We start from the raw sequence: 14,000 nt of genomic DNA, 5'->3' as shown, positions 1-14,000 counted from the left end.
TGTGTAACTGCGTTATATATACATCAGTTTGTACATCAGCAGTTATTGCAGGCTCAGTTATTGCAGGCGCACTACATCATGCCCATCGGCCGCTATTCGCCGTTACCCCAAAAGCGAAAGGAATGTTCCGCCATGCAGCTTCATACCCTTTACTATGACAAGCTCCCCGCGGACCCGAGAGGCGTCGACGTCGCGCTTCCGTCCGCCGTCCGCTCCGACACCGCCTTGTTCTACGTTCACGGAGGAGGCTGGTATTCGAGCAGCCGCGACATTTACCGCAAGCATTTGAACCGCTTCGCCGGGCTCGGCTACGTTTGCGCCTCGGCGGGCTACCGAACGGACAAGGCGACGCGATTGGCCGAGAAAATGGACGACGTCGTAACCGGCTACGCCCGATTCGACGCCTATCTTCGCGAGCATTATCCCGAAGTGAGCCGCATCGTCGTGACGGGCAGCTCGGCCGGCGCGCATCTCGTTTCGCTGCTGTCGCTGACCGATCCTTCCGTTTGGACGAGCGACGAGCGCATCGCGGCCGATTGGCGCAAGCCGTCCGGGTGCATCTCGGTGAACGGACCGGGAACGCTCGTCGGATGGCCGGACATGCATCCGGACATTCGCGCGAGCATGGAGCGGCTCGTCGGGGCGTCTTACGACGATGCGTCGTCGGAAGAGGCGTTTCGCCGCGCTTCGCCCGATTTGTACGTGAGTCCGGGAGCCCCCGACTTTTTGTTTCTGATCGTCGGCAAGGAGCAATTTTTTCCGCACCGTTACGTTTACGAAATGTGCGACAAGCTTCGGGCGGCCGGCGCGACGTCCGACGTCGTTTTGTATCCGGAAGCCGCGCACGGCTTTTTTTACGACGTGGTCAACGCCTTACAGAAACAAGCCTTGGACGAGATGGACCGTTTCCTGGCCCGCATCGAGAACAAGATCGGCTAAACGGAAAGCGGCGCCCGGTAGACGAATCGACGGTCTGCCCGGCGCTTTTTTGCTGGACTTAGGACTTGGAACAAAACCGACTGTAAGACCGGTTCCCTTCGATAGCCGTTTTCGGTATGATAGAGATATAATCGTTAGGAGGATTCGAAAGCGGAAAGAAAGGGGCTCCGTCGTGTGACGAGACGTATTTATCCGCATTTGCGGGAATGGGACAGCCGGCTGTTCCGGTGGTGCAACCGCACGATTCGGCACAGCGCCCTGGATCGGCTGTTCGGATGGTTCACTCATCTGGGGGGAGCCTTGTTCACGATATCGTTCGTGCTGGCGTTCGTCCTGTTCGCTTCGGAGCCGTGGAGAAGCGTCGGCTGGAAAAGCCTCGTCTCCTTGACGATCAGCCATCTCGTAGCGGTGATTATCAAAAGGAAGGTCGATCGCGTTCGGCCGTATATGGCGATGCGGGAAGTCATTACGGGACCGAAGCCGCTCAAGGACCCGTCGTTTCCGTCCGGACATACGACCGCCGCGTTTTCCGTATTCGTGCCGTTCGCCCTTGCTTCGGCTTGGCTTTCGCTGCTCGTCATTCCGCTGGCGGCGACGGTAGGGATGTCGCGGATGTATTTGGGTCTTCATTATCCTTCGGATTGCATAGCCGGCTGTTTCATCGGCACTTTCGTATCGATCTTGGCCGTCTCGGTCATTTAACGGCCGGGCGGCGTTTCATGCTAGGAGGAGCAGACGATGCGGCGAAACGGAACCATTGTCATTCTAAGCGCCGGCTATGGCGACGGACATGTGCAAGTATCCGCAACGCTGGAGCGCAAATTCGGCCAGTTCGGATTCGATAACGTCCGGATCGTCGACCTATTCCGGGAGGCGCACCCGGCGATGAACGCGTTCTCGAAATTTTTGTACGCGCAAAGTCCGGCGTTGTCCGGGCTGGGCCTCGATTATTACGGCTGGAGCTATTATTTGACCCGCGACATGAAGCAGGACGGGATGATGTCGAAATGGCTCGGGACATGGGGATTGCGCAAGCTGAGCGAATTGCTGCGCAGCGAAAATCCGGTTGCGCTCGTCAGCACGTTTCCGTTCAGCGGAGTGTTCGAGCATGTGCGCAAACGCGGCATCGCGATTCCGACGTTTACCGTCGTAACCGATTTTACGCTGCACAATCGCTGGCTTTCCTCGAGTCCGGATCTTTTTTTTGTGGCGACCGACGATCTGAAGCGGGCGATGGTGGAGCGCGGCGTGCCCGAACGGCGCATATCGGTGACCGGCATCCCGATCCGGGATTCGTTTTACGACGGGGAGGAGGGCCGTTCGCCGCGAGACAAGTCCGTTCTCATTATGGCGGGCGCGTTCGGCGTGCTGCGCGATATTCGCTCGATGACGATGCGGCTGCTCGAGTTTGACGGAACGGGCGTGTCGATCGTTTGCGGGCGGAACGAATCGCTCCGGAAAGAGCTCGAGGAAACGTTCGCGGGGCACCCGAACGTTCGCGTATTCGGCTATGTCGAGCGTGTCGACAGGCTGATGCGGGGCGCTTCGTGCATGGTAACGAAGGCGGGCGGCGTCACGCTGTCCGAAGCGATCCAAATCGGCATTCCGACGCTGCTTTACAAGCCGTTTCCGGGACAGGAGAAAGAAAACGCCATTTACCTGGAGTCGAAAGGATACGCCTCCATCTCGCACAGCATCGAGCAGATGGCCGGGCAGGCCCGCCGCATTTTGGAGGGCGGGGGGGAAGCGGCCGGCGGCGAATCGCTCCGCCGCGAAGGGCGGGCGGCCGACGAAATCGTCAAAGCGGTCGAGCGTTCGCTCGGACGGCCGGCCAAGCCGAGAGCCAACAAAAAACAATATATTCGGTTATAGCAGGAGGCGAAGATGAGCGAATGACTACAGCAAAGCGATCCGCGACCTGGACACCCCATTTCATTCGTTTATCGTCCATGCTGTTCGTGATTGAATTTGTACGCAGCGCGCTGCTCATTTCTTTTTTACCGGCCTATGCGGTAGGCCATCTCGGCATATCGCTGACGGCCGTCGGACTAGCCGTTTCGATTCACTATTTGGCCGACACCGGCGTCAAGGTGGCGGCCGGCTACTTGTTGGACCGGTTTTCGTCGCGTTTGATGCTTCATTTGTCATTTGCGGCGTCGCTGGCCGGCTTGTGGGCCGTTTTTTACGGCCATCAGCCTTGGTTGCTCGTCGTCGGCGCGGTGCTGCTCGGCATCGGCGGCTCGCCCGTTTGGCTCATTTGCCTCAGCTCGATCCGGGATCAAGGGCGCGGGTCGCAGATGGGAGCGATTTATACGGTATGGCTGGCCAGTCTCGGCGCCGGACCGATTGCGCTTAACTTCGTTATGGATCAAGGATACGCTTTGTCGTTCTGGCTGCTCATGGCTTTGCTGATCGTCGGCTGGGGGATTGCGCTTCGCTCCAAATTCGAAGCGGTGTCCGCGCTTCCGACCGTTTCGCTCAAGGACCAGCTGAAGCAGCTGAAAGGGCGGCTCACGCTGATGAAGCCGCTCGTTCCCGGCATGGTGCTGCAAACGGCGGCGGCCGGGCTGCTCGTGCCCGTCCTGCCGACGTTCGCGACGAATCAGCTCGGACTCGACTATTCGGGGTATTCGCTCGTTTTGATCGTGGGCGGGGTCGTGACCGCGGCCGGATTGATTCCGATGGGGCGGCTGTCCGACAGATGGGGACATCGACGGTTTCTCGTCGCCGGCTTTTTCGGCTTGGCCGCCGCGCTGATCATGCTGCTGTCGTCGTCGGGCTTGCCGTCGACGATGCTGCTCGCTTCGGTGCTCGGCCTCTCCTACGCGATCGTGCTGCCGTCGTGGAACGCGGTGCTGTCCACCTTCGTGCCGAACGAGCAAAAAGGAACGGGCTGGGGCGTTTTGTCCAGCATCGAAGGGATCGGCGTCATGATCGGACCGATGCTCGGCGGGTGGGTCGCCGGGCGATTCAACGAGACGGTGACGGTAGCGGTAAGCGCCTGCCTGCTCGCGGCGATCGCTTTGTTTTATTTGCTTGTGCCGCAGGGCCGGTTGATTCCGGGGAAGGCGGCGGATTGACGGACATCCGTCAATCGACCGGATATTCGTCCCCGGATTCGTCGTGCGTTTCGTGCTCGGCCGGATAGCCGCCGCGATCGAGCCCTTCGTGCAAATCGCGGTTTTCGTAGGAATACGTGTTCGGCGAACGTTGATCTTCGCGCCACGGCGAGCTTTTGCCGAGCGTCTCGCGTTCGAGCGCCGCTCCGTACGGGCCTTCCGGGAATTCTTCGGCCGTCAGATCGTTGCGCTGCGATTCGACCGTGGCCAAATCGGTATATTTGCTTCGGAATTCCTTCAAAAATCCTTCGGTTTTTTCGGGCTTTTGCCCGTCGCGGCGGGACATGGCGAAAATCCTCCTTTGGAACGATGTTTACGTTACATTGTTCCTCGGGAGGATTGTTTTTATGTCGAGCGTTCGTTTCAATCGTTTGCTTGCTCGGCGGATAAACGGTAGACTATAGGAATAGTTCAGTTCGTAGAATTGGGAGGAACGAAACGAACGAGGGGGGAATCGCTGTGCTGGACCCGAAGAAGACGGAGCTGTCGGAGCTGTATGCGACGCATATGGCCCGGTTTGTCGGCGGATTTTCGAAACTATTGGCGCGCTACGATTTGACGGATTCCCAATACCGGCTGCTGCAAATCGTCAAGAAGGAAGGGCGGCAGTCATGCTCCCGCATCGCCGAAGCGATGGACGTTACATTGTCGGCGGTCACGAATTTGTCCAACAAGCTCGTCAAAAAACGATATATCGAACGGATCGTTCCGGAAAACGACCGCCGGACCACTTTTTTGCAAATTACGGACGAAGGCGAGCGCATCGTCCAGCAAATGATCGACAAGTACAAAGTCGTGTCGGAGGGAATGTGGACGAACTTCACCGAGACGGAAATCGAGCTGCTCATCGGCTGCTACCGCAAGCTTATCGCGAATATGGAACGGTTGGACAAGTAAGCTCCGCTTTCCTTTCGGGGGCCGATTTAGATGTCCGTGAAATTGATCATGCCGACCACTTCGGTCAAAAAGCTGCGCAAATGTTCCGCGTCCTCCTCGGACAGCTTGAACACATATTCCAAATACCCCGCTTCATCCAAATCGTCGGGGCCGATAATCGCCGTTTTGCCGGACTGGATGTCGGTGACGAGCTGTTTGCCGTAAAACCGGCTCGTCGTCGTCAGCGCCAAGTCGAACCGCTGCAGCGACGGCGTTATGAAGCAGACGAACCGCGTTCGCGTATCTTCCGTATGGTCGTATAAAAAATCGAATGAATTGGCGGACATGCCGATGCCTCCGTGTCGTCTGGAATGGTTTAAATCGATTATACATGAACGCGGCCGGATCGGCAAAAAGGCGCGGGATTGGTCCGCATCGAACGGCCCCCAAATGAGGGGCCGGCATGTGTCGGACCGTGCGGGCGTGGAACCGCGCATGCACCGCCGGGACTCTGCATGAACCTGTACATGGCTCCGCCCATAACCCCGCATGAACCGTACACGCTAGCTGGAAAAGCTCCATCTAATCTGACTTCAACGTTGCATCGGACAAAGCTAGTTGGAAAACCTCCCGCTATTTCGTCGATTGGTTTTAAATCACATGATTTATAAGGATATTAGCGTGCGATTTTCCATTTAAGTTGGCCGGAAAGGGAGAGAAATCGTTTATGAACGGGATATTTTCCCGTTAATCCAAAAAGTCTGCCGCGTTCCGAGCGAGTTCGTACCGAACGATCCTTTTTCCGCTTGCGCGATGGGCAGGCCGAATCCAGCCTTTCAGGCAAAGCTTTTTCAGCATCAGCACTGCCGTTTTATGATCGATCCCGAAATGGTGCTCCACATCTTTCGGCCGAATCGGCCCGGCGAGCCGGATTGCAAGACGGACGATTTCTTTCTCGGCGAGTATTGCCCGCGAAACGGGCGCCGAGCTCGGCTGATACCGGTTCAACACCAGGCGAAGCAGCATCATGCATAGCTCGGGGCGTTGCTCGACATCGTCATACGCAAAGGAAACGACATGAAATCCCAGCGCGTGAAGAAACGTCTCGCGATTCAATTCCCTGCAATAAGATTGCCGGTCCATGTCGCGTACGTGCGAGGCGAAGCCTTTGATTTCGAATAATAGCTTTACATGCCCCGGAAGCCAGGCGAAATCGGCAAAGTAAGATCTCCCCCGCCAATCGAGCACCTCGTATTCCGGGTGAAGATGCTCCAAATTGCCGAGAAGCGGCCACCAAACATTGCTCAAAAACAGCGACTCTCCGTGCCGATGCCCTCTTTCCAACCGGCCTCGCCGTTCGCCGGTCCTTTTCTCCAAATGGCGGGTTATGAAAGCCTCGTGCGCTTCTTCGAAGGTCATATATTCCCTCCTTGTATCCGGTAAACATAAAAACGCCCCGTTCCATTCGTCGAAAATGGTACGGGACGTTCTTCGTCGCCTTTGTTTTCGATTATACTGCATGTCGGTCCGGTTTGGAAGTACGTGGAACAAGTTCCATTCGGACTCGATCCAAAAGACTGGAAAACCTCCAGCTAAATTTGTGTTTTTCCCGTTCCGGGACCTTTTAACTGGAAAACGTCCCGATAAATTTGTGCGGACCGCATGTTTTACCGATTCTTCCCCGATTTAGCGGGAGGATTTCCAGTTCGTTCGAGCTACTCCTTACGAAAAGCGTCATTAACAGGAGGTTTTCCGGCAAAGCACGAGCCGCTTGGCTGGCACGGGAGCCGGAATAGGGAGTGGAATGAATCGGAGCTATTCCGGTTGTTATTCGAGCTGCTGGTATCGAATGAGCCGGAGCTATTCCGGCTAAACTCAGCTTGCGGGCTGAGGACGTCTGAACGAATAGAGCGAATGAGCCGTAGCTACTCCGAAAAGCTCGACCCGCTTGGCGAACCGCCTGATCGTCGCCAAACGCACAGCGCCGGAGGGCGCCCGACGCTTCGCTGAGGCCGAAGCGCCCGACATTCGCGCCCGTGCCGCTCCGCCGCGATCCGCTGGAGCGGATCGCCGAACGTATTGCAACGTGCCGCTCCTTATGGTATGCTAAAGAAGAACCAAATATTGGAACGGCCGAGGAAGCACCTCTTCTACTTGCGTGGAAGCGGTGCTTTTTTTGTTGCCGCAAAAACCGAAGGAGGAGTCATCGTGAATCTTGTATTTCTGAACCGGTTCGAGAAAGAGGGCGAGCAAGAAGGCGTCGTGACGGCGCAGCTGTCCATCGCCGAAGAATTCGGAGAATGGCATGTTTGGTGGCACGAGCCCGGAAAGACGGGCATACCGGCGCAGGAAAGCTGGTACAAAGGAACGGAGTGGGAGCAAATGATCGCCGAGTTCCGGGCGCGGCTGTCGGAAAAGCGCCAGGCCGGCTACCGGCCGCTCGTGGAATTTGCGGCGGGGCGGGAGCAGGCGTCCGCCGGAAGGGCCGCCTTCTTGCGCAAGCTTGACTATTACGCCGAGCAGCACGCGGACGACGCGCTGTTCGAGGCGCTGCGCCGCTGGCGCAACGGGCAGGCGGCGAACGAAGGTAAATCCGCTTTCATCGTCGCATCGAACCGGCTGCTGAAGCTCGTCAGCGCGTTCAAGCCGCAAACGATGGACGAGCTGCTGCAAATTCCCGGCTTCGGCGAGTATAAGGCCGGCCTGTACGGCCAAGACCTGCTCGCCCTGACGGCGGCGGTCGACCGCCAAACGGCGTTTCCGCTCGATTGGGTCGAAGAGGCGGTCGACGGAGCCGCGGCCGAGCAGTGGGCCAAAGACAAGCAGGAGGAGCGGCGCAATGGCGCAACGAGCAAGCGGGAGCTGAAGCGGAAGCTGCTGGAAGCGATTCGCGCCGGAAAAACGTTGGACGAGATGGAGCCGCTGTTTGCCGCCTCCCGCCGCGAGCTCGTAACGTGCATCGAGGAGCTGGACAAGGAAGGCTACGACCTGGAGCCGCTGATCGCCGCCGAACTGGAAACCGTTCCGCCGCAGCTCGTCGAGCAGGCGTGGAGCGCGTTCGCCAAAACCGGCGGCCGGTATTTGCGTCCGATTTTGCAAAAGCTGTACGACGAGAAAAAGCTGGACGAGAAAGCGCTGAGCCGCGCCTACGAATGGCTGCGCCTGCTGCGCATCCGGTACCGCGGCGCGAACATCGACATTTCCGAGCCGCCCGGGGCGGAAGCCGGCGAACGGCACGAGCGGTCCGAATCGGCGTGAGCCGCATACCGTTTTCCGGCAGGAAAAAAGGCTGTCTTCGTTGAGCGAGACAGCCTCCGGTTCATCAAAACCAATTCTTTTTTTTGAAAAACCAAAACATCGATAAGCCGACGCCCAATATGACCGCGAGCACCGCATAATAGCCGTGAGCCGTATGCAGCTCGGGCATATTGTCGAAGTTCATGCCGTAGATGCCGGTAATGATCGTCATCGGCATGAAAATCGTCGTCAGCGCCGTAAAGATGCGCATGATTTCGTTCGTCCGGTTCGACAGGCTGGACTGGTACGCCTCGCGCAAGTTGCCCATCAGATCGCGGAACGTTTCGAATTCCTCGGTTATTTTTACGGCGTTTTCGTGAATGTCGCCGAAATATTTTTGCAGCTCGTCGTCGATGAGCCGAAGCTCCTTTTTGTTGAGCGCCCAGATCAGATCGCGCTGCGGCACGAGCATTTTTTTCAGCCACAATATTTCGCTGCGCAGTCCGATAATTTCGTTCAGGTGCGATTTTTTCGTATGCACGAGAATATCTTCCTCGAGCGTCTCGATTCGCGCCTCGATGCGGTCTCCGACCGAGAAATAGTTGTCGACGACCAGGTCGACGAGATGGTACAGAAACCGGTCCGGCGAGTTGACTTCTTCTTCCCACAGCACCGGCTTGATCGAACGGATTTCGTTGATTTTTTGCCGGGTGACGGTAATGATCGCGTGCTTGAACAAAAAGATGTTGAGCGCGCGCAAAAAGATTTCTTCGTCGTCGAAGCGGATGCTGTTAATAACGATAAAATAGTGCGAGTCGTACAGCTCGAGCTTCGGCCGCTGCTCCTCGTCGTTCAAGCAGTCTTCCACGGCCAAATCGTGCAGCTGGAACATGGGCTGCAGCGTTTCCAGGTCATCCAGGTTGGCGTCGATCCAATAAAAACCGCCCGACGGAGGCGCAAGCGCCGCCGAAATATCGTCGATTTGCGTAAACAGTCCGTTTTGTACGAGACGTACCTTCATCTGTCTCACCCCTTAGCAGTGTTCCCCGAATTGGGGGATGTCACCGTGCGATTGAGCGGGGCGCCTGCGAGACATGGCTCGCGAAACCAAGGACAGCGGGAAAAACAACGCGCGGTGCGGAAAGGACGCCGCAACGATGCCGCTTTGGCGGCGAAGGTCATGTCGAATTTGACGCCCCGCATGCTGCCGGCAGGCCAACATAACTACAGGAATGGCCAACATAGACGCGGCAAACGATTCGTTTCATCGCCAAGGAACGACAGAAAGGGTTGCGCTTGGTTCATCTCGGAACGCAATGGTCCGGGACCGGTTGCCGCGCGGGAACAAGCTTTCGTACGGGAGAAGCCTCACGACGAAGCGTTTCCGGTCCGCGAAGGCTGAAGGTCCGCAAGCTCGACCGTGCTCGGGGGAAATGACGGGGCGGGACATATGCGGCGCGGCAATGCCCGTTAAGCCCGGAAGGTTGCAGCGGATATGGAATGGCGAAGATGCATCGGCGCAAACCGATCTGCCGTCCGGCTATTCAGTTGAGTCGTCGTCGGTCTGGGTCGGTCCCCGTCCATGCATCGTTCACCCCTTTAATATCGATTTCGATGTTAAAACGTTGGAACCGTTCCCGGGCGATCGGCCGCTTGAAACGGAACGAGATCCTTGTCTAGTATAACGCTCCGGCCCTTCGCGCACAAGATGGCCCGGGCGTCTCCGGAGCAAGAATCTACCTCATCGTATGATGCGGGGGGACGGATGGTGCGCCCTGTCCGGAGGCGGGGGCGTTTCCGATTCGCAGCATGCGTCATTTGATCGTTCCCATCGCGGCAATCTGCGTCGTAACCTTCACGTTGACGACCGATTCGGACAACGCTTCGCCCCAACGGTCCTGAACCTTCTTCCATTCGGGATAGGCGTACGCTCTCGCGTAAAGGCCGAGTCCGATCGGATCGATCCGTGCTTTCTGGATTTTTCGGACCAGGCTGTTGAACTGCGATTGCAGCTGCTTGTTCAAGTCTTTCTCCAGCTTCTTGTAGTTTTTTCGCAGGTCGAACGGAAAAAGCTTCTCCGAAATGCCCACGGTCATTTTGACGTCGATATCGAAAACGAACGTTTGATCGTACCTCGCTTTCGTTTTGACCTTCATGCGCTGCACGCTGAAGCTGAACTTGTTCATCTCCGAATCGGTCCCGGCAAGCGAAGGGGGGGCGGAGAGCGTCAGCGAAAAATCTCCGTCCGTTCGGTGCTGCATCATTTGGAGCAGCTTGTTTTGTTGGGAGTCGATCGTCAGCTTGTACGCTCCTTTTTCGTCAAGCAGCGCCGTTCCGGCGATTTCCAATATTTTGTTGATTTTGATTTCGGTAATGCTCGGCGTTATGCCCGGTTCGACCATTTGTCTGTGAAACTCGCGAAGCTTCGTATCGATCGACACGTTTCTTCGGGTGGCGGTTTGGAGCAATTTCGTCAAATACAACGGGAGGCGGGGCTTGTCTTTCGGACTGTATTTGATAATGTCCGAGACGGGGCCGTCCACGGCCAAGACGAACGAGGTGACCGAGTTTTTGGCGTCGCGCAAAAACGGGTCCAGGTAGCGCGTCCAGTCCGGTTGCTCCATGAACCGTTTGCTGACCAAAATTGCATGCGTTTTGCTTGCGGTCGTCAGTCCCATGACCATGGAGTCGAACCGGTCCCTCGAATGCCGCAAAGTAAACGCCTTGACCTCGAATTCCTCCTCCTTGTCTTTCGCCTCGCGGTTAAAGACGGGGCTCGATTCGTATACCGTGATACGGCCTTTATCATCCACATCCATTCCGACGATCAGGGCCAGCGTTACGTCCTCGATATTGGTTTGGTCGAAGCAGCCGGACAGCGTTACGGCCGCGACCAGCAGAGAGCAGCATAAAGCGGCTTTGCGCGTCAATGGGACCCCCTCCGTTTCGCCTTCCTGTAAATCCATATATAGCCGCATAGCAGCACGGGAAAGACGTAAGCCATGCCGATTGCGGATTTCGACAATAATTTTTGCCAGGCGTCGGCATGAAACCAGTTCGGGTGAACGAGCAAGGTTATTGCGATAATCGCCGCCATTCCGGCGAATGCAAACGGTACATGATTTTGCTTGCCGAAAACCATGGCGGAACCGATCGAACAAAAATAAAGGACCGGCATCCATGCTGTGGATACGACGAGCAAATAGACAGCGAAAAAAACCATGTCGAACCGCTCCAGAAAACGGAATTCGATCACTTTCAGCAAGTTGAGCACAGGCTGATTGTATTCCGTCACTTCCGCCGGACTGAAATAAATGAAGCATGCGATCGTTACGAACAAATACGTGAGCATCGTCAGTGTATTCGCCGCGATCATGCCGCGAACGGCATACTTTTTATTTTGAAGGTACGGATAAAGAAAACCGCTGATCTCGAATCCGACCATGGAATAGATCGTCACGCCCATAGCCTGGATAATGGGGGAGAGCCCTTCCTTGAAAAAAGGCAGCAAATGCAAAACCGAACCGTCCTTGATCGGAATGAGGACGATGAACAGCATCCATGTCGTCATATAAAAAATCAGCTCGCTAAAGCGGCCCAAAATGCGAACTCTCGACCGAACGATCAGCAAGGTCGGGAGAGCAAATAACGATACGATAACGAAATCCGGCGTTTTCGGCAAAAGCCACGCTTTGATGTAAAGCATCGATTTCACTTGGATCAGGAAGCTGTAAAAGCCGAAATAAACGACGTAGCCGGCGATGACGATTTTTCCGATTACGGTTCCGAACAGGCGGGGAAACAGCTCGAAAGGCGTGAGCTCCGGATATTTTTCCATCGCCTTGATCCATGCATAGCCGGCCAAAATGCCGACGAGCCAGCTTAAGACGATCGCCATCCACCCGTCCGTTCCCGCCTTCTCCGCTACTTCCCGCGGCAGGGACAATACGCCGACGCCTACTTGAAACCCGTTGATGATGAATACATACTGCATAATCGTAATTTGATCGGACGGTTCCTTCTTCAATGGCTTTCACCTTTTGCCCCGATTTTTTCCTTGGCGGACGGATTGAGTCGTTTCCATGCTTTTCGGCCGGGTAATCATCGTCCAGATCGGAAAGCGGACGAGCGTATCTTTCAGATCGGTGAAACGAAACGGCGCGAGCGGACTGCCGTAGGGCGCCCCAAGCGAGGTCAACCCGACGAGGTGGGCGAGGACGGTCGCCCAGCCGATGACCAGCCCGACAAGGCCGAACGTGGCGGCGAGCAGCATCATCGGGAAGCGGAGCAGCCGGATCGCCGCGCCCATGTCGTAGCTCGGCACGATAAACGACGCGATCGCCGTCAAGGCGACGATGATGACCATGATGTTGCTGACGATACCCGCCTGAACCGCCGCCTGCCCGATGACGATCCCCCCGACGATGCCGACCGTTTGGCCGATCGGCGCGGGCAGCCGGATACCCGCTTCGCGCATCATTTCCAGCGTAATTTCCATCAGAAGAGCTTCCATAACGGGCGAGAACGGGACCCGCTCCCTCGTTTCGGCGATGGAAAAAAACATTTCCATCGGGATGACTTCGTAATTGAACGAAATGAGGGCGACGTACAAGGCTGGCAAAAACATGGCGATAAACAGCGCGCCGTAACGAAGCAAACGGATAAACGAAGCGACGAGCCATCGGGTGCTGTAATCGTCCACGCTTTGGAAAAAAGCGATGAACGTCGCGGGGGCGACCAGCACGGCCGGGGAACGGTCGACGATGACGGCGAAACGGCCCTGCAAAATTTGCGAAGCGACCGAATCCGGCCGTTCCGTGAGCAAAAACTGAGGGAACGGCGAATACGGGTTGTCTTCGATCAGTTCGGCCAGCTCGCCCGTGTTGATGACGTTGTCGACGTTCAGGCCGCTTATTCGCTTCTCCAGCTCGGCGAGCAGCTCCGGACTGGCCACGTCGGCCAAATATATGATGTAGACCGCGGCTTTTCCTCTGGCGCCGACGTTTATTTTTTTCACCTGCAGCTCGCGGTTCGGAATGTAGCGCCGAATCAAGGCGACGTTCTGAATCGCCGTTTCGACGAACCCTTGGTGGGCGCCTTTAAGCGACGCTTCCAGCTGCGGATCTTCGATCGCCCTTTGCGGCCAGCCTTGCGTATCGATCAATAGCGCTTCGAAATGACCGTCGACGAACAAAACGCTCTGGCCGCTTAATACGGCGTGCTCGATGTCCGGCCACGACGCCGCGGCGACGGCGCCTCCGACGGACGTCCGAAAATCGACATCGCGGTCGGCCCGCTCGTAGATCAAGTTTCGCAGTACATTGTTAAGCACCGCGTTTTTGTCCGTCAGCCCGTCCAAGTAAACGAGCGCGGCGGGCGTCTTGTCGGGCGCCGCCAAAAAGCGGCGTACGACCAAATCCGTCGCGTTGCGAAACGATTGCTTCAGCCTGGCCAGATTACCGTTCAAATCCGGGCCTACAGGGGCATCGTCCGCCATGCCGTTCGTTTCCGCGGGCGCCGCAGGCGCCGCGGAGCGGCGATACCGCGAATAACGCTTCGGTTTGAACATTTTCATGAAGCCGAACATGCTCTCCTTCACCGCCGTTCCCAGTCGATTAAGCGTAATTAGTATGACCGGGCGGCACCCGGACCATTCCCGAATCGTTCCTGAACCGGCAGCCGCACCCATTCGTCGCACCCATCTGTCAAGCGTCTGTGAAAATGTCACCTTAACTGAGCAGTAAAAATGTCACTTTTTGTAGTGTGGAGGCCGCCCGTCACCAGAAGGCCTCATGATAGGTGTTGTGCTGGGAATACAGAGCCTCTTGG

General features: G+C 56.7%; 13 protein-coding genes. 6 read left to right on the top strand and 7 right to left on the bottom strand.

The annotated features are described in order from the left end of the window. The first annotated feature begins 132 nt into the window (after positions 1-132). From PV407_RS16495 to PV407_RS16480, 4 genes are all read left to right on the top strand, one after another. Positions 133-939 carry an alpha/beta hydrolase gene (locus PV407_RS16495; RefSeq protein ID WP_332091016.1) on the top strand — a complete coding sequence of 269 codons (807 nt, stop codon included), beginning with the start codon at positions 133-135 and terminating at the stop codon, positions 937-939. Positions 940-1,113: 174 nt separating this feature from the next. Then, positions 1,114-1,641, top strand: a complete 528-nt coding sequence (locus tag PV407_RS16490) for a phosphatase PAP2 family protein (protein ID WP_332091015.1) — start codon at positions 1,114-1,116, stop codon at positions 1,639-1,641. A gap of 36 nt (positions 1,642-1,677) precedes the next feature. Beyond that, positions 1,678-2,811: an MGDG synthase family glycosyltransferase gene (locus PV407_RS16485; RefSeq protein WP_332091014.1), complete on the top strand. Its 1,134-nt coding sequence runs from the start codon at positions 1,678-1,680 to the stop codon at positions 2,809-2,811. Between the two features lie 20 nt (positions 2,812-2,831). After that, positions 2,832-4,019 (top strand): MFS transporter, encoded by a 1,188-nt coding sequence (locus PV407_RS16480; RefSeq protein ID WP_332091013.1) that lies wholly within the window; start codon positions 2,832-2,834, stop codon positions 4,017-4,019. Between the two features lie 10 nt (positions 4,020-4,029). Here the strand turns inward: PV407_RS16480 and PV407_RS16475 are convergent, their stop codons facing one another. Next, positions 4,030-4,344, bottom strand: a complete 315-nt coding sequence (locus PV407_RS16475; protein WP_332091012.1) for a hypothetical protein — start codon at positions 4,342-4,344, stop codon at positions 4,030-4,032. A 173-nt stretch (positions 4,345-4,517) separates the two neighbouring features. Between PV407_RS16475 and PV407_RS16470 the strand changes: the two genes are divergently transcribed. Next, on the top strand, positions 4,518-4,955 hold the full coding sequence (locus tag PV407_RS16470; RefSeq protein WP_332091011.1) for a MarR family winged helix-turn-helix transcriptional regulator: 438 nt from the start codon (positions 4,518-4,520) through the stop codon (positions 4,953-4,955). Positions 4,956-4,981: 26 nt separating this feature from the next. On the opposite strand, the gene PV407_RS16465 is transcribed toward PV407_RS16470, so the two are convergent. Together PV407_RS16465 and PV407_RS16460 are read right to left on the bottom strand one after the other, a co-directional pair. Beyond that, positions 4,982-5,281 (bottom strand): DUF3055 domain-containing protein, encoded by a 300-nt coding sequence (locus PV407_RS16465; RefSeq protein WP_332091010.1) that lies wholly within the window; start codon positions 5,279-5,281, stop codon positions 4,982-4,984. Positions 5,282-5,681: 400 nt separating this feature from the next. After that, on the bottom strand, positions 5,682-6,353 hold the full coding sequence (locus PV407_RS16460; protein WP_332091009.1) for a hypothetical protein: 672 nt from the start codon (positions 6,351-6,353) through the stop codon (positions 5,682-5,684). 789 nt (positions 6,354-7,142) lie between these two features. On the opposite strand from PV407_RS16460, the gene PV407_RS16455 reads away from it, so the two are divergent. Then, a complete protein-coding gene (locus tag PV407_RS16455; RefSeq protein WP_332091008.1) occupies positions 7,143-8,192 on the top strand; it encodes an HRDC domain-containing protein in 1,050 nt (349 codons plus the stop codon). A gap of 64 nt (positions 8,193-8,256) precedes the next feature. On the opposite strand, the gene corA is transcribed toward PV407_RS16455, so the two are convergent. From corA to PV407_RS16435, 4 genes are all read right to left on the bottom strand, one after another. Beyond that, positions 8,257-9,192 carry a magnesium/cobalt transporter CorA gene (corA, locus tag PV407_RS16450; RefSeq protein ID WP_332091007.1) on the bottom strand — a complete coding sequence of 312 codons (936 nt, stop codon included), beginning with the start codon at positions 9,190-9,192 and terminating at the stop codon, positions 8,257-8,259. A 793-nt stretch (positions 9,193-9,985) separates the two neighbouring features. Further along, positions 9,986-11,137, bottom strand: coding sequence for a Ger(x)C family spore germination protein (locus PV407_RS16445; protein WP_332091006.1), 1,152 nt, complete (start codon positions 11,135-11,137; stop codon positions 9,986-9,988). Further along, positions 11,098-12,198: a GerAB/ArcD/ProY family transporter gene (locus PV407_RS16440; RefSeq protein ID WP_332091005.1), complete on the bottom strand. Its 1,101-nt coding sequence runs from the start codon at positions 12,196-12,198 to the stop codon at positions 11,098-11,100. Before PV407_RS16440 ends, PV407_RS16445 begins: the two co-directional genes overlap by 40 nt. Positions 12,199-12,204: 6 nt before the next feature. After that, entirely contained in the window at positions 12,205-13,758 is a 1,554-nt protein-coding gene (locus PV407_RS16435) for a spore germination protein (RefSeq protein WP_442951668.1), read from the bottom strand. Between the last annotated feature and the right edge of the window lie 242 nt (positions 13,759-14,000).

The sequence above is a fragment of the Paenibacillus sp. GYB003 genome, assembly GCF_036577625.1.
GTDB lineage: Bacteria > Bacillota > Bacilli > Paenibacillales > NBRC-103111 > Paenibacillus_AB.
The sequence above is the reverse complement of the archived record's forward strand: the minus strand, read 5'-3'. Positions and strand labels throughout refer to the sequence as shown.

Bases quoted from the DNA above. Each gene is read 5' to 3' on its own strand.
- PV407_RS16495 (WP_332091016.1), top strand. From the start codon at position 133: ATGCAGCTTCATACCCTTTACTATGACAAGCTCCCCGCGGACCCGAGA.
- PV407_RS16485 (WP_332091014.1), top strand. From the start codon at position 1,678: ATGCGGCGAAACGGAACCATTGTCATTCTAAGCGCCGGCTATGGCGAC.
- PV407_RS16480 (WP_332091013.1), top strand. From the start codon at position 2,832: ATGACTACAGCAAAGCGATCCGCGACCTGGACACCCCATTTCATTCGT.
- PV407_RS16475 (WP_332091012.1), bottom strand. From the start codon at position 4,344: ATGTCCCGCCGCGACGGGCAAAAGCCCGAAAAAACCGAAGGATTTTTG.
- PV407_RS16465 (WP_332091010.1), bottom strand. From the start codon at position 5,281: ATGTCCGCCAATTCATTCGATTTTTTATACGACCATACGGAAGATACG.
- PV407_RS16460 (WP_332091009.1), bottom strand. From the start codon at position 6,353: ATGACCTTCGAAGAAGCGCACGAGGCTTTCATAACCCGCCATTTGGAG.
- corA (WP_332091007.1), bottom strand. From the start codon at position 9,192: ATGAAGGTACGTCTCGTACAAAACGGACTGTTTACGCAAATCGACGAT.
- PV407_RS16445 (WP_332091006.1), bottom strand. From the start codon at position 11,137: ATGGATTTACAGGAAGGCGAAACGGAGGGGGTCCCATTGACGCGCAAA.
- PV407_RS16435 (WP_442951668.1), bottom strand. From the start codon at position 13,758: ATGTTCGGCTTCATGAAAATGTTCAAACCGAAGCGTTATTCGCGGTAT.